Source organism: Oxalobacter paraformigenes, assembly GCF_000158475.2.
Taxonomy (GTDB): domain Bacteria; phylum Pseudomonadota; class Gammaproteobacteria; order Burkholderiales; family Burkholderiaceae_D; genus Oxalobacter; species Oxalobacter paraformigenes.
The window spans coordinates 143628-163913 of the sequence record NZ_KI392030.1; the positions used below are offsets into that span (position 1 = coordinate 143628).

Here is a 20286-nt window from a genome sequence, read left to right on the forward strand (position 1 = left end):
ATGATCGTACAAAGTCGAAGGCCATCCGGAAGGAGACTACTGGACAGTAGGTATGCCGGTCAAGATGTCCGAAGGCATCGTAGACAAGATCACGCCGGCGCCGATGTTGGGTGAACACACGGAAGAAATCCTGAAAGAAGTTTGCGGATTCTCGGCAGAGAAAATTTCCGAACTGAAAGCAGGTGGCGCTTTCGAAGTACCCGCGAAAAAGAAAAAATAAGGGTGGGCCAATTGTTTTAATGAAGTGATTCATTAGGCATTTAGCAGGATGGGTGGCTTTGTCCACCCATCTTTTTTTTGAACCAGGGTTTTTTCATGCGTGTAGTTATTATTGGACAGAGAAGTTTTGGCAAGGCGGTACTCGAAGCGTTTCAGTCTCGCGGCGATGAAGTTGTCGGGGTATTCATTGCACCGGAAAAAAGAAATTCACGTCCTGACGCTTTGAAAGTCCATGTTCTGGAAAACAATATCCGGCTGTTCCAGTTTGAGAATCTGGCCTCCGACGAAGCGCTTTCCGCATTGAAGGATCTGAATGCTGATATTGCGGTCATGGCTTATGTCGTTCAATTCGTGCCTCGGGAATTCGCACAGATGCCCAAATTCGGAACCATTCAGTTCCACCCCTCTTTATTGCCCAAATATCGCGGCCCAAGTGCGATTAGCTGGGCAATTGTCTGTGGCGAACATGAAACGGGCGTCACTATTTTCCGTCCTACTGATGTTATGGACGAAGGTCCTGTCATTCTTCAAAAGACCGTGCCCATTCATCCCGACGAAACAGCGGGGGCATTGTATTACCATCATTTGTTTCCGCTGGGTGTGCAGGCTTTGCTCGAAGCGGCTGATCTGATCGTTTCCGGAAATTATGAGGAAAAACCGCAGGATGTTCATAAAGGCAGTTATGAAAGCTGGCTTAAAGAACCGGAAGCGCGCATCAACTGGAACAATCATGTTGACCAGGTCTATGATCTGATCCGGGGATGCAATCCCAATCCGGGTGCCTGGACAACGTTTCGCGGTGAAAAGCTTGTCATGATGGAATGCCGGAAAATTCCGCATAATTCCTTTAAAAATGTGCGGGGAAAGGCCGGGACGATAACGTCCCTGGATGGCGACAGTTTCATTGTGGGAGCGCAAGGCGGCGAGATTCGCGTTTTATCGGTCAGAACGGGCAAGGAAAAGAACATATCGGCAAGGGAATACCAAAAGCGGGTTGGCCTGGATATCGGTATGAAATTTGGCGATTAGGTACTCGTTACAGGCAGAAAATGGTTCCGGCCATTTTTCTTTGCAGCCGGAAATTTAACAATTTTCCCAATTTCATGTAATATTGCCGCACGTCCGAGGAGCGTTGCGACAAAATGAACAGGCCCTGCCTTGCGCAGACATATTCTTGTTCTCTTTTTGCCAGGCTCGGATTTCCATCAAAACGGCGCTCACGTTACTTTTTTCTATCAATATCAGGAAAGGAGAGCGTGATGAACGCTGTATCCAGACAAGAACAGGATTTTTATATTGCCGATCCCGGCCTGACGGCATGGGGCAACAAGGAAATCAGAATTGCCGAAACCGAGATGCCCGGTCTGATGGCGATTCGCGAAGAATATGCCGCCAGCAAGCCTTTGAAGGGCGCCCGTATCAGTGGTTCCCTTCATATGACCATCCAGACTGCCGTACTGATCCAGACGCTGGAAGCGCTTGGCGCACAGGTTCGCTGGGCTTCGTGCAATATTTATTCAACCCAGGATCATGCCGCAGCGGCTATTGCAGCCAATGGAACGCCTGTATTCGCTTTCAAGGGCGAATCGCTGGACGACTACTGGGAATTCACTCACCGGATTTTCGAATGGCCTGATGGCGCTTATTCCAACATGATTCTGGATGATGGTGGCGATGCGACTTTGCTGCTGCATCTTGGCAACCGTGCCGAACAGGATATTTCCGTTCTGGACAATCCGGGTTCTGAAGAGGAAGTCTGTCTTTTCAATGCGATCCGGCGTCATTTGAAAACCGATCCGAACTGGTATTCGAAACGCATCCGGGAAATCAGGGGCGTGACTGAAGAAACGACAACCGGCGTTCACCGGCTGTACCAGATGCATCAGGAAGGAAAACTGAAATTCCCCGCCATTAATGTGAATGATTCGGTAACCAAGTCCAAATTCGACAATCTCTACGGTTGTCGTGAATCGCTTGTGGACGGGATCAAGCGTGCGACCGACGTCATGATTGCGGGAAAAATCGCCGTGGTTTGCGGGTATGGCGATGTCGGCAAGGGTTGCGCTCAGGCTTTGAGAGCGTTGTCAGCCCAGGTATGGGTGACCGAAATCGACCCGATTTGTGCCTTACAGGCGGCAATGGAAGGATATCGTGTCGTTACGATGGAATATGCCGCGGAACAGGCCGATATCTTTGTGACCTGTACCGGCAATTATCATGTCATCACACACGATCACATGATAAAAATGAAAGATCAGGCCATCGTCTGCAATATCGGCCATTTCGACAATGAAATCGACGTCGCCTCAATGAAACAGTACACCTGGGAAAACATCAAGCCCCAAGTCGATCACATTGTCTTGCCGAACGGCAACAGGATCATATTGCTGGCCGAAGGCCGTCTGGTCAATCTGGGATGTGGAACGGGACACCCCTCATATGTGATGAGTTCTTCTTTTGCGAACCAGACGATCGCCCAGATCGAACTGTTTACCAACAGGGAAGCCTACCCTGTCGGGGTGTATACCTTGCCAAAACATCTGGATGAAAAAGTGGCCCGGCTGCAGCTGAAAAAGCTGAATGCCCAGTTGACGGAATTGACAGACGAACAGGCCGATTATATCGGGGTCAGGAAAGAAGGTCCCTACAAGCCTGATCACTACCGCTATTGAGTTATATCAGGGAAAGACGCAGGGTTCATCCTGCGTCACTTTCGGCCCGACGAAATTTCGTTATGATGGTGGCGTGGTTAACGTCGATTGAAATTCAAGCCGGTTTGCACGCTTATAGTGGAGGAAATCATGCGTATTCTTATCGTCTGGCTGATTAACACGGTTGCTTTGCTCGCCTTGCCGTATCTGATGAAGTCCATCCAGATTTCCGGTTTCTGGACGGCCTTGATCGCTGCACTGGTACTGGGACTGGTCAATGCGTTGATAAGACCCCTGCTGGTTTTGCTGACATTGCCGGTTACTTTGGTAACGCTGGGATTGTTCATTTTTGTGATTAACGGCCTGATGTTCTGGCTGGTGTCCAAAATGGTAGATGGTTTTTACGTCAGCAGTTTTTGGGCAGCGGTAGGCGGGGCATTGCTTTACAGTATTATCTCGTGGGCTTTGTCCACCTTGTTATTCAAGAATTAAATGCCATCTCAAAAAAGTTTCAGTATTGAATTATTTCCGCCGAAAACGCCTGAGGCGATTGACGAACTGCGCGTAACGCGTACGCGGTTAGCCGAGTTGTCGCCGAAATATTTTTCCATTACTTTCGGTGCGGGTGGTTCGACTCAACAGGGAACCCATGATATTGCGCTTGAGATCCAGCAAGAAGGTTACGAAGCGGCGCCTCATGTTACCTGTATCGGTTCGACGCGGGAAACCGTACGCGAACGTCTGAATAAATACCGGTCATGCGGCATACGCCATATCGTGGCATTGCGTGGGGACTTGCCCAGTTCGTATGGTGTTTTGGGCGAATTCCGTTATGCTAATGAACTGGTTGAATTCATCCGTGCCGAGACAGGAGACTGGTTCAGGATTGATGTCGCGGCTTATCCCGAAATGCATCCGCAGGCAAAGTCAATGACGGATGATGTCGATAATTTTGTGCGTAAAGTCAAAGCGGGCGCAGATGCAGCCATTACGCAGTATTTCTACAATCCAGCCGCCTATTTCCGGTTTATGGAAAATGTTCAGGCAGCTAACGTGTCCATACCGGTTATCGCCGGCATTATGCCCATTACAAACTATACGCAACTGGCAAGATTTTCCGATATGTGCGGTGCGGAAATTCCGCGCTGGATACGTTTAAGGCTGGAAAGTTACGGAAATGACCTGGCCTCGATCCGTGCATTCGGACTGGATGTGGTGACCGAGTTATGTGAGCAGCTCTTGGCCGGTGGCGCTCCGGGCTTGCATTTTTACAGCCTTAATCGGGCCGCGATAACGTCTGAAATCTGGAAACGGCTTGGGCTGCACGAAAAAAAGGCGGCGTTGGAACCTGCTGAAGAAAAAGAAATCGTTTCTGCCTGACAAAAACCGGTACCGTATCGGGCGGTACCGGTTTTCCTTTTGGTCTTTTTATTTGTTACGGTCGGCTTCGACTTCTGCCGGGCGCAATTTGGCGGCAATCTTGTCCAGAACGCCATTGACGAATTTATGGCCGTCTATTCCGCCGAAAGATTTGGTAAGCTCGACGGCCTCGTTAATGACGACCCGATAGGGGATTTCAATATGATTCTTCAATTCATAGGCCCCCAGGAGAAGAATGGCATGTTCCACAGGCGAGAGTTCGTCCAGAGACCGGTCAATGTGAGGGACAATTTCCGAACGCAGTGTTTCGGCCTGATGAATGGTGCCGGAAACGAGCGTGACGAAATGTCCTGTGTCCGCTTTATCGAACCCGTGCGCCTGACGTATATGCTCGATAATGACGGGAGCGTCGTCTTTGTTCAGTAACCATTCGTAGAGTCCCTGTAACGCAAATTCCCGTGAACGATGCCGGGGAGAGCGGTTTTTGGAGGGATTTGCATGTACGGATTTGTTTTTCATAAAAGTCAAAACAGGAAAATCGTTCCGTGAAATCTTATTCGTTATCGGTTGCCGGTTCCAGCTCGTCGATTGCCAGAACCAGATTGGCCATTTCAACGGCAACACGTGCCGCTTCCGTTCCCTTTTCAATCATGCGTGCTTCAGCCTGCTCATCGGTATAGGTCGTCAAGACGGCATTGGCAACCGGCATATCGAAATCGAGAGCGACACGCGAAATGCCGGCAGCCGATTCATTGGAAACGAGTTCGAAATGATAAGTCTCTCCCTTGATGACAGCGCCGACGGCAATCAACGCATCGAACTGTTGCGATTCCGCCATTTTCTGCAATGCAACCGGTATTTCAAGCGCGCCGGGAACAGTCGCTACCAGAATATCTTCATTGGCGACACCCAACCGTTTCAACTCCCCAAGGCAGGCGTTTAGCAAACCGCGGCATATTTCTTCGTTAAAACGCGACTGGACGATGCCGATTCTCAAGTCCTGCCCCTGAAGATCCACTTCGAAAGTATTGATGCTCATAACCGTTCTCCCCGATATAAATGATTAAAAATCCCTGTTTTCCAGATAACCGACGATATCCAGATTGAAACCGGTCATGGAAGGCATTTTCCTGGGGTTGGCGAGCAACTTTATTTTGCCTGCGCCGATATCACGCAATATTTGCGCCCCGATACCGTAGTTTCGTAAGGTTTGGCTGGCAGCCGATGGCGTTTCGCCTGCCCTGTTTTTTCCCATTGTAACGAATTTTGCGAGAAATTCGCCGGATTGTTCGCTACAGTTCAGTAAAACCAGTATTCCCCGGTCGCTGGCCTGTATTTTATGCATGGCGTCAACCAAACTCCACGAATGCGAGGTGGTTTTGGTTTCAATAAAATCGACCAGTGAAACGGGTTGGTGTACTCTGACAAGCGTTTCCGTTTCAGGCGTAATACTTCCTTTGACCAGTGCCAGATGAATGGACTGGCTCGGTTTATCGCGATAAATAATGCCCTGAAACAGGCCCGCAGACGTATTGACCGCGTTTTCAGCGATCCGTTCGACAATGCTTTCATGCCGGTTTCGGTAGCTGATCAGGTCGGCAATCGTCCCGATTTTGAGGCCGTGTTTTTCCGAGAATTCAAGCAGTTCGGGTAGCCGCGCCATTGAACCGTCTTCATTCATGATTTCACAAATGACTGAGGCTGGTGTCAAACCCGCAAGAGCGGTCAAATCGCATCCCGCTTCCGTGTGGCCCGCCCTTCTTAACACACCGCCCTGTTTGGCGGTAATGGGGAATATATGTCCCGGTTGAACGATATCTTCCGGTCTGGCGTTTTTCGCAACGGCGACCTGAACAGTCCGGGCGCGGTCAAACGCGGAGATGCCCGTCGTGACGCCTTCGGCCGCTTCAATGGAGGCAGTGAAAGCCGTATTGAAAGAACTGCGGTTGTCACGGGCCATCGGAGCCAGGCCGAGCTGATCGCAACGCTCCTGGGTCAACGTCAGGCAAACCAGTCCGCGGGCGTATTTCGTCATGAAGTTGATCGATTCAGGCGTGACAAAATCGGCCGCAATCATCAAATCGCCTTCATTTTCGCGATCTTCGTCATCGACCAGAATAACCATGCGGCCGGCACGCAAATCGTCAATAATTTCTTGTGTGGAAGAAATGGACATAACTTAATTCCTCTGGAATCCGCTATTTTAAATGAAACTGTGCCGGACAGGCAGATTATCGGCATAGTGCCGCCGTAAACGAGATCGACGGGAAACGGCAGAATAAAAAACCATAAAACCTGCCTTGTACAGGTTTTATGGAAGTCGCTGAACAGGAAACGCTTATTTTCCGATGCAAAAACGGGAAAATATCAGGCCGAGCAAATCGTCCGAAGTAAATTCACCCGTTATGCTGTTTAGGGCATCTTGCGCCAGTCTCAATTCTTCGGCGAGAAGGTCTAGCGATGGCGAACCCGACACGGCGTGTTCCGTCGCGATAGCCAGATGCGTATCAGCCATTTTCATCGCCGTCAGATGCCGTTCGCGGGCAAGATAAGTGGATTCACCCGTCTGAACCCAACCCGCGATTTTAAGCAATTCCGTTTTCAGGAGATCAATGCCCTCACCGGTCTGTGTGGACAGATAAACCTGCGTGATGCCGAACATATTGTCTGTGGAAGGACGATGTCCCGAAATGTCGATTTTGTTCCAGATCTGGATAACCGGAATGTTGGGAGGAAAATCCGCAGCGATTTTTTCGTCAGAACGGGTAGGTCCCAGACTGGCGTCAAGCAGATGCAAAATAACGTCGGCTTTTTCGATTTCAGTCCATGCGCGTTCGATACCGATACGTTCGACTTCATCCTCGGCTGTACTGGGACGGATACCGGCGGTATCAATCAAGGTGACGGGAATGCCTTCCAGCTGGATGGTTTCGGTAATTTTGTCACGGGTAGTGCCGGCAACCGGCGTCACAATAGCGATATCGGAACCGGTGAGAACGTTGAGCAGCGAGGATTTTCCGACATTGGTTTGTCCTGCCAGGACAACATGAATGCCTTCTCTCAAAAGGGCGCCTTGCGCAGCTTGCGAAATAATGCCGCGTAACGATTCACGAATGGAAATGATTTTTTCCTTGACATTTTCTTTTTTCAGAAAGTCGATGTCTTCTTCGGGAAAATCAAGCGAGGATTCCACCATCATCCTGAGCTGAATGATCGCGGAGGCAAGATCGCGGATTTCTTTTGAAAACACGCCCGAGAGCGACCGTGACGCCGAACGGACAGCTTCTTCCGTAGTGGCGTCGATCAGATCGGCAATCGCTTCTGCCTGTGCGAGATCGATCCGGTCATTCAAAAATGCCCGCCGGGTGAATTCGCCCGGTTCGGCTATCCGTAACTGAATGGTTTTCCCGACCTGAAGACAGCGCTTTAGCACCATCTGCAACACAACCGGCCCGCCATGTCCCTGCAACTCGAGAACATCTTCTCCTGTAAAAGAATGAGGCGCCTTGAAATACAGGGCAATCCCTTCGTCGATAATATTGCCGTCGGCGTCCAGAAAAGGCAGAAAATGGGCGTAACGCGGTTTTAAGGGCAAGTCTTTGGAAGCCGCCCTGAAAAATTCGGAAATGAAAGGCTCCAGGTTTTTGCCTGAAATACGGACGATACCGACTCCACCGCGTCCGGGAGCGGTAGCGATGGCTGCAATAGGAGAAGAATCTGTATTCATTGTGAGGTACGTTAAAAAACAGGTTTAATAGCTGTCAATCATGTTTCTCATGCATTATCCTTGCTGTCGCGAAAAAATAAAAGCATTAGTCAGGGATATTGCGCGGGAAGCATGAATCCGGAGCCGGGTGTTTCCGAAAATGTCGGTTTGAATACACTGTGCCGTCTGGTTTTGTTTCGCTGCCGGTTGCGCAGGGTATTTGATCGCCTGAAAAACAAGTATAGAATTTTTCAGGGACTAAATGAACGGTTTCCCGCCTGTTGTTTTTATCCGATAGGCCGCGGAAGCGTTTTTAGGGTATAAAATGGACGTGACAGTCCTTTTTTATTCATTGGTAGGGTGATTGGGAATGAGTACATCTGCAAATACAGGGTTTGTGAAAAACGATGAGCCGGTAAACCGCCAGACTTTCGATGAAGTGATGGTGCCTGTATTTGCGCCTGCCTCCTTTATTCCCGTCCGTGGTTCCGGGCTGGATTTATGGGATCAGGAAGGCCGCCATTATCTGGATTTGACCGGCGGTATCGCGGTTTTGGGTCTGGGCCACACGCCCCGCGAAATCGTGGACGCGCTCGTGGAACAGGCCAACAATTTGTGGCATGTCAGCAATTATTTTACGAATGAGCCTGTCTTGAGGCTGGCCAGGGCTTTGACAGGCGCGACATTTGCCGAAAAGGTTTTTTTCTGCAACTCGGGCGGCGAAGCCAATGAAGCCGCTTTCAAACTGGCAAGAAAGTGGGCCCACGACCGTTTCGGGGAGAAAAAGAACCGGATTGTTTCCTGTTTTCATGCTTTTCATGGACGCACCCTCTTTACCGTAACAGTCGGCGGACAATCGAAATATACAGAAGGGTTCGCGCCTTTGCCTCCGCAGATTGACCATATTCCGTTTAACGATATTGCCGCGGCGGAAGCGGCAATAGGAGATGACGTTTGTGCCGTGGTTGTCGAACCGATTCAGGGCGAAGGGGGCATTCTTCCGGCTGATCCGGAATATCTTGCAAGGCTGCGCCGTTTGTGCGATGAAAAAAATGCCCTTCTTGTTTTCGACGAAATCCAGTGCGGAATGGGACGGACTGGCAAACTGTTCGCCTATATGGACTATGATGTGGTTCCCGATATCATGACATCGGCAAAGGCGCTTGGAAATGGCTTTCCGATCGCGGCGATGTTGACGACCACCGAAATTGCCAACTCTTTTTCGGTCGGTTCCCACGGTACGACATATGGGGGCAATCCTCTGGCCGCGGCCGTTGCCTGCAAGGTTTTCGAGACGATCAACCATCCGGATTTTCTGGCCCGTGTAGTCGATGCGGGCAAAAAACTCAGAGCCAGCCTCGAATCGGTCGTCAGGGATTATCCCGATGTTTTTTCACAGGTAAGAGGAAAAGGCCTGATGCTGGGGCTGGTCATGTCGGAAAAATATCATGGGAAAGCCGCGGAAATTACGGCAGAAGCCGGAAAACAGGGCCTGCTGTTATTGCTGGCCGGTTATGACGTCATTCGCTTCGTTCCCGCGCTCATCGTGTCCGATGAGCACATCAGGCAGGGCGAAAAGCTGTTGAGACAATCCATTAACGCCTGGCTGAAAAAGTGATTTTTTCATTCACGTCATTTGAAAAAGCCCGAAGTCGCAAGATTCCGGGCTTTTTCAAATACGCCAAAGACCACGCGGCCGATCATGAAACGGCTCAGGCGTTTTCCTTTTCAACGGCTTTTTGAGGCTTGAACTGTTTGTCGCTGATGCGGAACTTGGCCCGGCGATCGCCCATCAGGCGCCGCAATTCCTTGATGCTCAAATCACTGACTTCATGCATACGAATCAATAACGACGCCCCCACCGGCAGGCGGCGGTGTCTGATTTTGCTAATGACGGGAGGGGCGACTTCCAGGGCACGTGATAAAGCGGCATCGTTTTTCAGATTCAAATGCTGAATTAATGTATCGAGAAGACGGTTCGGGTCATATACGCGATCTTCAAGTCGCTCTTCTGTCGCAGAATTCACCGGGCTTTTGGCTTTGTTCGTCATTTTTCAAAGATCCTGTTTATAAAAATTCACCTGTCTTTGTTGTTTAAAGGCATGTTACCTGAAAATGGTCGATAAGGCGTATTTTAAACGTGAATGGCTAAAGGATATACCGCAAGAATTCCACAGGACGCCTGCGCCTGTTGACGATATTTTTCCTGTCTTGTTCGTCCAGACCGGTTTGCAGTTTCAGCATCTTCAGAAAATCACGTTTATTATGCGTCAGACTGAAATACATACTAACCTGAATAGTTTAACAATTATACATAAAATGAAATAAACGCAAAATGCACGCGGCAACCTAAAAAACGGTTTTTTTAGGGGTTTATGGCAGCCTGTATTTCCTTATGAATTTCCCGGCCCAATAAAACAACCGACATGGCATAGAAATAGCTTCGGTTATAGTGCGTGATGGCAAAGAAATTGTCCGTGCCGATCCAGTACTCGTCGGGCAGGGATTCATTAGGCAGGTCTATCAGGCCGAAACGCAGGCCGTTTTCAGTGGCGAGGTCGGAAATGATGCATTGTCTGTTCAACTGGCCGATCGTAAAAGTTGCCCTAAGGCCCTGATTGAAAAGCGTTTCCGGTATGGCGCAGTCAAAGGCTGCCCTGACAGGAAAAGCGATGGGCATCTTTTCTTTCCATCCATGTTGCAAGAGGAAATTGGCAACACTGCCTATCGCATCGATGGCCGAATTTTCCAGATCGATTTTCCCGTCACCGTCGAAATCGACAGCGTATTGACGGATACTGCCAGGCATGAATTGGGGAAATCCGATAGCGCCTGCGTAAGACCCATGCCAACTCATGGGATCGGAGCCGGTTTCGTGGGCGAGCAGCAAAAGGTTTTCCAGTTCCTGGCGGAAAAAAGCTTTTCTGGCAGTCTGGTTTGCAGCCTCGGGATAGTCGAAAGCCAGCGTTGCGAGAGTGTCCAGTGTACGGAAATGGCCGGTATTTCTGCCATAAACCGATTCAATGCCGAGAATGCCGACAATAATGTGTGGCGGGACGCCGAATTGCTTTTCCGCCAGTTCCAGCGATTTTTCGTATTGCCTCCAGAACCGGATACCGGTCGCTATTCTTGCCGGTTCGATCATTTTCCGGCGATACGCCTGCCAGTTCCGGTTTTTTTTCCCTGCCGGCGTCATCAGGCGAATCGCTGTCGAATTGATTTCGACCTGATCGAAAAGGCAAGTTAAGCGGGTTTTGTCAAAACGGTATTTTTCGGAAAATTCGTTGATGAACTGTTTGGCGTTTTCCGAAAAAGAAAGCGATTTGTCCGGGGCATTCCCATTGTCTGTCTCCGGCAGGGAAAGCGGACAGGAACAAGCCGGAGCCTTGCTGTCGGCCCCGGCCGTTTCTCCGGCACAGACAAGCGGAAAAAGAAACACAAGGAAAAAGAATAGTCCGGCTGTTTTGATTCTGAAGATGATCGGCATAAACGGAACCTTTCAAGAACTTTTCCTTAAAAGCCAGCACCCAGTATAACAAGCCATTGAAGCATGCCACACGAGGCGTGCAAAAAATAAGGCGCGGCACACCCGGCCATCATCCGGATACCGAAAAAAACAGGCCGGAAAGAAGGGATAAAAAGACAGGTATCCGGCCAGCCTGTTTTATGTCCCGCCTGATCGGACGAATTCGTCATAAAAAGGCAAAATCTCTTGTTAAAAACGAACATGGAAACCGGGAAATGATTCAGGGCCATACGCTGAACATGGCAAGCCTCCCCCGTCTTCAGGCAGGGCGTGAAACGTTTGCGCTCAAATGGCATGGACAGGGGAGGCGAGCGCGACAGGACGCATTGCGCCTGGACGGACAAGACGCCCGGCCAGGCTGCCTTGCACGCGCCCAAAGGCAAACGCGCTTTGGTGGCGAGGCATACAGGCAGGAAATAATCGCCCCTGTCAAACCGGCGACAGGCAGTTGAGCATCCGGCGTCAAAAAAGGCAGGGAATCAGGAGCGGTTTTTGTTTATCGTGCCACATCGCGGGCGCTACATCGCCGCGAGAGCGGCAACATGGAAAACATCAGGATAGCAGGCCATTGACCGGCATGACCGCACACCACCGCCGGTGGAGCCAGTGCGGCAGGCGATCTGAAAGCCTGCCGCCAGCCGCCTCATGGCGTTTTTAGCCACGCTCCTGAAACCGGGCGACAGAAAGACGCCGGCAGATAAAAAGGGGAACGCTTCCGCTTTTTTCGCCCCCTCCGACAAAAAGCGGACCGGCATACCGGAACCGGAAACCGGCCCCTTTTTGAGGCCGGAGGACAAGTGCGGTGACATACTCGCCGCCATCGAAACAGTAACGCGCCGCATCAGCCCTGTCACCCGATAGGATCAGCCATCCCCCAAATCCATCCGGCAGGCCATCTGCCGGACGTCCGGTATGAAGAGGGCCTTTCAGCGCCTGTTGGGATTGCCCGGGCTTTTCATCTGCCGGAAAGAAGGAAAGAATATCGAAAAAAAGGAAAGAATAGCGGAAAGAAAGAATAGCGAAAAGAAGGAAAGGCGATCAAAACGCGACTGACCGAAACCCGCGGGATGGATGCGGAGTGCCCCGTCTTTGGCCGGGCGATACCGCAAAAAACCCTTTCCCGCCGTATCCCCCGCCTGACCGGACAAAGACGGACAGTGCGCGCTTTGCGCCCGCTCCGGATACGTCCCTGATCCGGAAAAAAGACACACACCGCCCCAAACCGCCCGGCGGGCGGCGTGAGAGGCGGGCGGGACGTTTTTCAGGCCGCCGTCAGAACCGCATCTGCCACTGGAGCTGTGCGCCGTGATCGGTGGCGGCCTCCCCGAAAGTGCCGTGATAACCCAGTTTCAGCGTCATGTCGCGAGCCGGGGCATATTCGACCCCGACCCCCACCAGCGCCGCGTTGCGATCCAGCTCCGTTCCCCGGATAACATATCTTCCGCTGCCCGGCAGGGACAGGGTCGATTCCGGATGGATGTTTCCGAAAGTATGCCGCCAGGAAATATCGGCCCAGGCCGCGCTGTTTTTCATGCCCAGTTCGCGGCGCACTTTCGTTCCCAGCGTGAAGAAACCGGCATGCTCCGTGGACGAGCGTCCCTTCAGAACCGTCGCCTCGCCTCCGCTTTCGCCCCGTTCGCCGAAAGCGTCCGTTTTCAGCCAGAGATAATCCAGTCCGGCATAGGGCGACACATCGGCCTTGTGCCCCCGGAAAGTGTGGCTGGCCCGGATGAACGCCTGCAACTGGTGCGCATGGTACGACGCCGTGTTTTTCGAGGCCAGACTGCCGACAGCCACCCGCCGTTCCGTATCGACATCCGTCAGGCTGTACCCTGCCCCGCCCTTCAGATCGACCGGCCCGATAGCGGAGCGCGCATACGCCAGCACATGAAAAGTATCGGTTTCCGCATCGGAGCGGCGGTTGCCGTCCGCCGACAGTTTCGCGTACTCATAGCCGGCGGCGAGGCCGAAGGCGTCCCGTCCGTTATCGTACAGGTCGATACCGGCCAGGAACCCCCATCCGTGATTATCCAGACGCGACGCATTCCCGTCCGCCTTCAGGTGTCCGTCATGGCCCCATGTATCCACCCAGAGCAGGCGGGAAACATCGGCCGGTTCCGGCGCCGCGGCATGTTCCCCGGACTGCTGCCAGTGCAGGGAACCGTCCCGGTCGAGACGGGAGAGCACCGCCTGGCGGGCATGGAACGAATTGGCAAGCAGGGCGCTTTTCAGCGAACCGTGAATCTCGCCGGAAAGATTGTCGTAGGCGTCGCGCGCCTGTCCGGCCTCCATGCTGAGGATTTGTCCGTACAGGGCATTGCCCGCGCCCGAACCGTCGATCGCCGCGGCCGTGCCGCGCTGGTTGAACGTTCGGGCCACGTCGGCAAAAGCGGCGGTCTTGTTAAAGGTTAGGATGATGTTCGTCGGGTTGTAGGTGACATCCGGCGTCAGAAACGCCATCGGGGTGTCGGTATTCAGCGCAAATTCGCCTTGTCTGCTACCTGTCCACGTAAGGATGGCATACTCCTGATCCGCCTTCCAGATGCCGGCGCCGGCGTTCATGGTCAGTCTGGCGCCGGCATCCAGTATCGCGTCTGTCGCTGAAATACGATCCACCGACCCGTCCGCGTAGCCGCTGACGGCATAAGTGCCGCCGGAAGCGATATGCAGCGACCCAACGGTCAGCTGCGCGTTTCCGATGGCGCCGCCACTTTCTACCGTCACATCCCCGGCGGAACCGTAACCGCCCAGCAGGCCGCCTTTCACCGTCACATCCCCGACCGAGGCGCTGGCTGAATCGCGATCCCCGATCATCAGGCGGCCGTTAGAAAGCGTCGTCCCGCCCGTATAGGCATGGGCGCCGTTCAGTATCAGGGTGCCGGCGCCGTCCTTTTCCAGCGACCCGGTGCCGGTGATGGCATGGTCGAGCGTATAATCCGCCGTCTGTGTGAACCGGAATATACCGTCGTTGGTCAGGGAAGAGCCGCCTTGTATGACAGGATGGCCCGCGAATGTCGTCGTGCCGGAAAATACCGCATCGCCGGTGATGAGCGTGCCGCCCATAAACGTCGTATCGGCCAGCGTGCCGCCTTCCGCCTTCAGTATTCCCCGATCGCTGACGGTCGTCTTGCTGGCCATGCCTCCGGTGACGACATGCTGGATACCGCCGGCAAGCTGCGTGTCGTGTGCCGTACCGCTGACGGTCTGGGTTCCGGCATAAAGAACGGTTCCGCTGGCCGTTCCCCCGGTCTGTATGGCCTGTTCGCCACCCCACAGGGTGGTGTCGCCGGCCCTCCCGCCATCCTGAATGGTCTGCGTGCCGCCAAAGACAATCGCCCCTCCAGCGACAGCGCCGCTTTCCACCCGCTGTTCACCACCAAACAGGAGCGTGCCGACTGCCGACCCGCCTGTCGGGCCGGCGCCCGCTGATCCGACCGTCTGGACGCCATCGAAAACAGACGTTCCGCTGACCACCCCTCCCTGGCTGATATGCTGCGAACCTCCGGAAAGCGTCGTGTTCGAGACATTGGCGCCACTGTATACGTGTTGCATCCCGCCGGTATGGACGACCGTCGAACCGGAGAGGATCGCGCCGGCATGAACATACTGCACGCCGCCGCGGTTGATGGTGGTGTCCTGTGCCGTGCCGTCTACGTACTGCACGCCGCCGTTGTGGATGGTCGTGTCCTGCGCCGTGCCGCCATCCTCTACATATTGGGTGCCGTCGTTGATGGTGGTGCCGGTGGCCGTGCCACTGACATGTTGGGTTCCGTCTGTGATGACCGTACCGGCAGCCGTCCCGCCGGCTGAAATGTCCTGCATGCCGCCGCCGGAAAGGGTGGTGTCGCTGGCCAGTCCGCCGGCAGCGACACGTTGCGACCCGCCCTGGACAAGCGTGCCGGTGGCTGTCCCGTAAACGTCCTGAGAGGCATGGCTCGTCGTGAGCGAGGTCCGATCCGCAGACCCGCCCTGCGAAACGGTTTGCCTGCCTGTCACGATTTCGGTCTGGCTGGCTTTTCCGCCCGCGAAAACGGTTTGCGACCCGGGATCGTCAGTTATGCCACCGCTGATGACGGTATGGATCGCTTCTCCGTAAACCTGTTGATCACCCCCGGAAAGCACGATACCCGAGACACGGGCGCCATCCAGCACGTTTTGCTTCCCGCCGGTACTGACGACTGTCGAACCGGTGAGGATCGCGCCGGCATGAACATTCTGCACGCCGTCTCCCTTGACGGTGGTGTCTTTCGCCGTGCCGCCATGTGATACGTTCTGGGTACCCCCGGCGGAGATGGTGGTGCTTATGGCCGTGCCCCCGAAGGAAATGTCCTGTGTGCCTCCTGACAGCTCGGCACGGCTCGCCAGGCCACCGCTAAAGACCGTTTGTTTCCCGGCACGGAAGTAAGTCCGGTCAGCGCTACCGTAAACGTTCTGCACCGCGTTATCAAGCTCGAGATAGGTCAAAAGCGAGGAACCGCCCTGCAAAACGGTTTGTGTGCCATCGAAGATCGTTGTATTGCTGGTTACCCCGCCGCGGGAAACGATTTGGCCGCCACTGGAAATATGTATATTCTCGGCCTTGCCGCCATCCTGCACGTACTGGGTGCCGCCGTGAATGTTAAAACTATATAGGCTCGCGCCGCTCATAATCTTCTGGATACCGCCTTCATTGAGGTAGGTGCTCATGCCCAGTGATGCTCCCTGATATATGTTCTGGGTGCCCCCGTTTGCTATGGTCACATCCCAGATAGAGCCGGAAACATCCTGCACGCCTGTCCCCGTGACGGTCACGTGGCTGACCTGAGCGCCGTTGTCAATGATTTGCTGGCCATCCGAGACAGTCATATCCGACGCTGAGCCGCCTGCGAAAATACGCTGCGAGCCTCCGGAAAACACGGTGTTCGCGCCCGTGACATGGGCGCCATTGAGCACGTTTTGCATCCCGCCGCTCTGGACGACTGTCGAACCGGAGAGGATCGCGCCGGCATGAACATTCTGGACGCCGCTGCCACTGATCGTGGTATCGTGTGCGGTGCCTCCACTTGACACGTCCTGCACCCCCCCACGGATAGCGGTGCCGCTGGCATAGCCTCCACTTTGCACGTCCTGAACGCCGCCGTACAGGGTGGTACCCGCAGCCGACCCTCCGGAGTGTCCGCCACTGGTGGCGCGGATGACCTGTGAACCGCTGTGGATGGTGGCGCCGGAGGCTGTCGCGCCGGCATTAATGTCCTGAACGCCGCCGGAAAGGACGACGTGGTTGGCTGTCCCGCCAGCATAAATGATTTGCGTGCCGCTGTGATATATCGTGCCACCTTCGGCAATAGCGCCATTCTCCACGAACTGACGCCCGGCTGAGAAGATTGCCGTGTCATAGACCGTCGCGTTCTCATATACGTTCTGTGTCCCTCCCTCGACGACCGTACCGCTGACATACGTGCCCGCAAAGACATGTTGTACAGCGCCACCGGAAAGATGCGTGTCAATGGCCGATCCGCCGACGGCGATGTTCTGGGTACCGGCACTTCCCACATGCGTGCTGATGGCTTTCCCGCCGGCTTCGATGTTCTGGGAACCGTTGTCAAGTTGGGCGCCACTTACCACGCCACCGTTTTGGATGGACTGCGTTCCGCCTGAAAACACGGTACTGATGGCAGTTCCCCCGTTGGAGACAACCTGCGTGCCACCGAGAGAGATAACGGTATTCGTGGCGCTTCCCTGTCCTCCCACCACCTGGCTGCCGCCATCCTTCAGGTGGGTCTGGTCAGCGATGCCATGATTGATGACTTCCTGCACATTGCCACTCCCGGCGACTGTGGTACTCGTGGCAAGGCCCCCGTCCCGGATGGTTTGTTTTCCGCTGTTGATCGTGGCGTTGCTGGCATGCCCGCTTGCGCCGATTGTCTGGCTGCCTCCACGGTTGATTTCGGTACCGATGGCCGTACCACCGGAAGAAACCTGCTGTAAACCGCCCTCTATTCGGGTATTCTCGGCGGTGCCGCCTGTCAGTATGGTCTGTCTGCCATCTTGGTTGATCGTGGTGTCGATGGCACTTCCGTTTAAGAGTTGCGATCCGCTGCTGATCGTGGTGCCGGTAGCCGTGCCACCGGCAGAAACCCACTGTGTACCCGCACTTATCGTGGTGTGGTCGGCCTCGCCGCCCTTGAGTACAACCTGTTGGCCGCCGGAAATCGTGGTGCTGGTGGCCTTCCCTCCATCACTCACGCGCTGGATACCGCTAGTGCCGCCGCCGCTGGTGATAAGCGTGCCGATTGCTTCACCTCCAAAAGAGATATGCTGCTGGCCGCGGGAGATCGTGGTGCTGTTGGCCTCGCCGCCATCAAGCACATGCTGGGCGCCGCCAAGGAGAGTGGCATGGCTTGTCTTCCCTCCATCGGACACAAACTGCTGGCCGCCCCCGCTGATGGTCGTGCCGGAGACCTCGCCGCCATCAAGCACATGCTGGCTTCCATTGGCGAGGATCGTGTCATCTATGGAAGAACCGCTATTGTACACAAACTGCTGGCCGCCCCCGCTGATGGTGGTGGAAGTGGCACTTCCTCCGGAACTGACATGTTGCTCGCCGCCACTCGATATCATGGTATTTGTGGCATCACCGGTATTGACGACAATCTGTTTCCCGCCGCGGCTGATGCGCGTGTTGTCGGCATAGCCCCCGGAAACGTTCTGGACGCCGTCCTGTCGGATCGTTGTTTCGGATGCCGTACCCCATGATACATTCTGCGTGCCGCCGCTCGAGATGATGGCGCCGATTGTCTCCGCATTGGTACCATCGACGGTCAGGACGCCGCCGTTATTCACGACCGTACCGCTCGCCTTGCCGCCGTCGGAGACAAGCTGCTCGCCGCCGCTCGAGATGATGGCGTTGATTGTCTCACCGCCGTTATTGACGGTCAGGACGCCGTATTCGTTCACGACCGTACCGCTCGCCGTGCCGCCGTCTTCGACATTCTGGTAGGCCTGCACATCGCTGGTGCCATCAAGCCTCGTTTCGTTCGCCCGACCACCACTGGACACGACCTGTGTGCCACCCTCGACTTTCGTGCCGCTCGTCACGCCGCCCATGGAAACATGCTGCTCGCCTCTCAGGCCGAGTATGACGCCGGATACTTCCGCCTGCTTGATTACCGCGCTGCCATCTTCAGAGAGATCGCCCATCACGTTCTGGCGACCGCCATCATGGATGCGGGTGGAACCGGAAAGCAATCCGCCGCCATGAATGGTCTGGACGCCTCCGCTTATCACGACCGTATCCTGGGCGACACCGTTATCGTAAACATGCTGGGTGCCGCCGTCCGTTATGGTCGTATGGCTTGCCAGGCCTCCCGAGAAGATGTTCTGGGTACCGGCGACGCCGTCCGTGCCCGACACAAATTGGGTCTCTGAGGCAATCCCGCCGTCCATCACATTCTGGACGCCGCCTGAATAGAGTTGGGTGTTCGATGCCGATCCCTGATGATCGCCCGCCCCCTGTATCGTCTGGGTGCCCCCCTCGTAAACAGATGTTGTTTGGGCAACACCGCCTTGCACTACCTGCGAGCCGCCCGCGCTGATCCTGGCATGGTGCGCGTAACCCTGGGATTCTTCCGATCCGGAGACAAGCTGCGTGCCGCCATTATTGACCGTCGTGGAAAAGGCGCTACCGTTCCCTTCGATTTCCTGAAGGCCGCCATTATTGACCGTCGTGGAAGTGGCCGTCCCGTTCTCATGAACGAGCTGTTTGCCGCTGTTGTTGATGGTCGTGTTGAAGGCGTCGCCACCACTGCTGACAGCCTGCAGGGAATTTATGCCGGCAATGGTCGTGCCTGAAGCGACGCCTCCGCCCTTGATATGCTGGGCGCCAGCCTCCTGGAGATTGGTGCCGATGGCCAGTCCACCGCTGGATACATCCTGGACGCCTATGTGTGGAGTGTATACATAGTCGCCGACCCACCCTCCAGTTCCAGTTATTGGATCATCTACCCACTCACCCTCCCATTTGGACGTGTTACTACCAGATACGGTGACGTTGCTGATAATCCCGCCAGCGCTCACATTCTGACGCCCGCCTGTCTCGATGAAAATAGTGCCTTTGACCGTCACCTTGCCCTCGATGTGCTGCACCCCACCGTTCTCGATTAAAACCGCATACTCAAGATCGTCAAAATTATGTATCGCCGAGGATGCCAGTGTCGTGCCGTCAGCGACAAACTGGTGGCCGTTATTCTTGATTACCGTCGCGATGGCCGAACCACCGGGTAAGACGTTCTGTCTGCCGCCCCAGTCGATCTCCGTCCATCTTGCATACGCTCCGCTCCTGATGTCCTGCTGGCCCCCGTTATAGATAGTTGTAAGATCGGCGTAAGAATATTGATTTTCTAGTATCTGAAGACCGCCCTCATAGATATGTATATCCTCGGTGTGTGCGGTTTGACCCAATAATGAACCTCCGGGTCTTCCGACCACTATCTGCTGGCCGTGCCATAGGTCTGCATTATGGTCGAAGTTCTGACCCATACCCACATCCGGTGATACCATAGACATAGCCGCACTCCTCGCCATCGCAGGCGGCACGATATTCGGCGCCAGCACCGTCATCAGGGTGAACAGGGCGACGGTTTTTTTGAGGGCTGTTTTCAGGCGGGAACTGTCCGTTCCGGAACGGGCATAGCCTCTGGCCAGTTCCGATACCGCGCTCCATGTCTTTGTTTTTCGGTTGTAAACGGTCTTGAAGGTCCGGTTCATGGCTTTCCCTCTTTCTTTCCCTGTTTTTTGTCTTTTCCTTTTTTCTCCGGCTTTCGCCT

Annotated in this window: 14 protein-coding genes and 1 riboswitch; of the genes, 7 read left to right on the forward strand and 7 right to left on the reverse strand. The window is 54.3% G+C overall.

Going from position 1 to position 20286, the window contains the following annotated elements; all coding sequences use genetic code 11:
- Positions 1-52 precede the first annotated feature (52 nt).
- The 5 genes from OFAG_RS13610 (at position 53) to metF (ending at position 4250) form a co-directional block, all read left to right on the forward strand.
- Positions 53-220 (forward strand): hypothetical protein, encoded by a 168-nt coding sequence (locus tag OFAG_RS13610; protein ID WP_020994685.1) that lies wholly within the window; start codon positions 53-55, stop codon positions 218-220.
- 95 nt (positions 221-315) lie between these two features.
- Positions 316-1248 carry a methionyl-tRNA formyltransferase gene (locus tag OFAG_RS00700; protein ID WP_005878317.1) on the forward strand — a complete coding sequence of 311 codons (933 nt, stop codon included), beginning with the start codon at positions 316-318 and terminating at the stop codon, positions 1246-1248.
- Positions 1249-1337: 89 nt separating this feature from the next.
- Positions 1338-1445, forward strand: a riboswitch (S-adenosyl-L-homocysteine riboswitch).
- Positions 1446-1478: 33 nt separating this feature from the next.
- Positions 1479-2891 (forward strand): adenosylhomocysteinase, encoded by a 1413-nt coding sequence (gene ahcY / locus OFAG_RS00705; protein WP_005878315.1) that lies wholly within the window; start codon positions 1479-1481, stop codon positions 2889-2891.
- A 129-nt stretch (positions 2892-3020) separates the two neighbouring features.
- A complete protein-coding gene (locus tag OFAG_RS00710; RefSeq protein WP_005878313.1) occupies positions 3021-3362 on the forward strand; it encodes a phage holin family protein in 342 nt (113 codons plus the stop codon).
- Positions 3363-4250, forward strand: coding sequence for a methylenetetrahydrofolate reductase [NAD(P)H] (gene metF, locus OFAG_RS00715; protein ID WP_005878310.1), 888 nt, complete (start codon positions 3363-3365; stop codon positions 4248-4250).
- 48 nt (positions 4251-4298) lie between these two features.
- On the opposite strand, the gene nusB is transcribed toward metF, so the two are convergent.
- The 4 genes from nusB to mnmE form a co-directional block, all read right to left on the reverse strand.
- Positions 4299-4769, reverse strand: a complete 471-nt coding sequence (gene nusB / locus OFAG_RS00720; RefSeq protein ID WP_020994686.1) for a transcription antitermination factor NusB — start codon at positions 4767-4769, stop codon at positions 4299-4301.
- A gap of 34 nt (positions 4770-4803) precedes the next feature.
- A complete protein-coding gene (gene ribH / locus OFAG_RS00725; protein ID WP_005878305.1) occupies positions 4804-5289 on the reverse strand; it encodes a 6,7-dimethyl-8-ribityllumazine synthase in 486 nt (161 codons plus the stop codon).
- Between the two features lie 24 nt (positions 5290-5313).
- Positions 5314-6426, reverse strand: coding sequence for a bifunctional 3,4-dihydroxy-2-butanone-4-phosphate synthase/GTP cyclohydrolase II (ribBA, locus tag OFAG_RS00730; protein WP_005878303.1), 1113 nt, complete (start codon positions 6424-6426; stop codon positions 5314-5316).
- Between the two features lie 162 nt (positions 6427-6588).
- Complete coding sequence (mnmE, locus tag OFAG_RS00735) at positions 6589-7977, reverse strand: tRNA uridine-5-carboxymethylaminomethyl(34) synthesis GTPase MnmE (RefSeq protein ID WP_005878301.1); 1389 nt, start codon at positions 7975-7977, stop codon at positions 6589-6591.
- Between the two features lie 349 nt (positions 7978-8326).
- Here mnmE and OFAG_RS00745 point away from each other — a divergent pair, with 349 nt between their 5' ends.
- Positions 8327-9574 carry an acetylornithine/succinyldiaminopimelate transaminase gene (locus OFAG_RS00745; protein ID WP_020994687.1) on the forward strand — a complete coding sequence of 416 codons (1248 nt, stop codon included), beginning with the start codon at positions 8327-8329 and terminating at the stop codon, positions 9572-9574.
- A gap of 94 nt (positions 9575-9668) precedes the next feature.
- Here OFAG_RS00745 and OFAG_RS00750 read toward each other — a convergent pair whose 3' ends face one another.
- Complete coding sequence (locus OFAG_RS00750) at positions 9669-10007, reverse strand: hypothetical protein (protein ID WP_020994688.1); 339 nt, start codon at positions 10005-10007, stop codon at positions 9669-9671.
- A gap of 314 nt (positions 10008-10321) precedes the next feature.
- On the reverse strand, positions 10322-11443 hold the full coding sequence (gene mltB / locus OFAG_RS00755) for a lytic murein transglycosylase B (protein ID WP_005878295.1): 1122 nt from the start codon (positions 11441-11443) through the stop codon (positions 10322-10324).
- 309 nt (positions 11444-11752) lie between these two features.
- Between mltB and OFAG_RS13615 the strand changes: the two genes are divergently transcribed.
- Positions 11753-11902, forward strand: a complete 150-nt coding sequence (locus tag OFAG_RS13615) for a hypothetical protein (RefSeq protein WP_155979177.1) — start codon at positions 11753-11755, stop codon at positions 11900-11902.
- Positions 11903-12754: 852 nt separating this feature from the next.
- Here the strand turns inward: OFAG_RS13615 and OFAG_RS13620 are convergent.
- The gene (locus OFAG_RS13620) at positions 12755-20227 is read right to left on the reverse strand and encodes an AIDA repeat-containing protein (protein ID WP_020994692.1); all 7473 of its coding nucleotides are present in this window, start codon (positions 20225-20227) and stop codon (positions 12755-12757) included.
- Between the last annotated feature and the right edge of the window lie 59 nt (positions 20228-20286).

What these genes read in the sequence shown, in the direction of transcription:
- ahcY (WP_005878315.1), top strand. Translation starts at nt 1,479, where the DNA reads ATGAACGCTGTATCCAGACAAGAACAGGATTTTTATATTGCCGATCCC.
- OFAG_RS00745 (WP_020994687.1), top strand. Translation starts at nt 8,327, where the DNA reads ATGAGTACATCTGCAAATACAGGGTTTGTGAAAAACGATGAGCCGGTA.
- ribH (WP_005878305.1), bottom strand. Translation starts at nt 5,289, where the DNA reads ATGAGCATCAATACTTTCGAAGTGGATCTTCAGGGGCAGGACTTGAGA.
- OFAG_RS00750 (WP_020994688.1), bottom strand. Translation starts at nt 10,007, where the DNA reads ATGACGAACAAAGCCAAAAGCCCGGTGAATTCTGCGACAGAAGAGCGA.
- OFAG_RS13610 (WP_020994685.1), top strand. Translation starts at nt 53, where the DNA reads ATGCCGGTCAAGATGTCCGAAGGCATCGTAGACAAGATCACGCCGGCG.
- ribBA (WP_005878303.1), bottom strand. Translation starts at nt 6,426, where the DNA reads ATGTCCATTTCTTCCACACAAGAAATTATTGACGATTTGCGTGCCGGC.
- OFAG_RS00700 (WP_005878317.1), top strand. Translation starts at nt 316, where the DNA reads ATGCGTGTAGTTATTATTGGACAGAGAAGTTTTGGCAAGGCGGTACTC.
- nusB (WP_020994686.1), bottom strand. Translation starts at nt 4,769, where the DNA reads ATGAAAAACAAATCCGTACATGCAAATCCCTCCAAAAACCGCTCTCCC.
- mnmE (WP_005878301.1), bottom strand. Translation starts at nt 7,977, where the DNA reads ATGAATACAGATTCTTCTCCTATTGCAGCCATCGCTACCGCTCCCGGA.
- mltB (WP_005878295.1), bottom strand. Translation starts at nt 11,443, where the DNA reads ATGCCGATCATCTTCAGAATCAAAACAGCCGGACTATTCTTTTTCCTT.
- metF (WP_005878310.1), top strand. Translation starts at nt 3,363, where the DNA reads ATGCCATCTCAAAAAAGTTTCAGTATTGAATTATTTCCGCCGAAAACG.
- OFAG_RS00710 (WP_005878313.1), top strand. Translation starts at nt 3,021, where the DNA reads ATGCGTATTCTTATCGTCTGGCTGATTAACACGGTTGCTTTGCTCGCC.
- OFAG_RS13620 (WP_020994692.1), bottom strand. Translation starts at nt 20,227, where the DNA reads ATGAACCGGACCTTCAAGACCGTTTACAACCGAAAAACAAAGACATGG.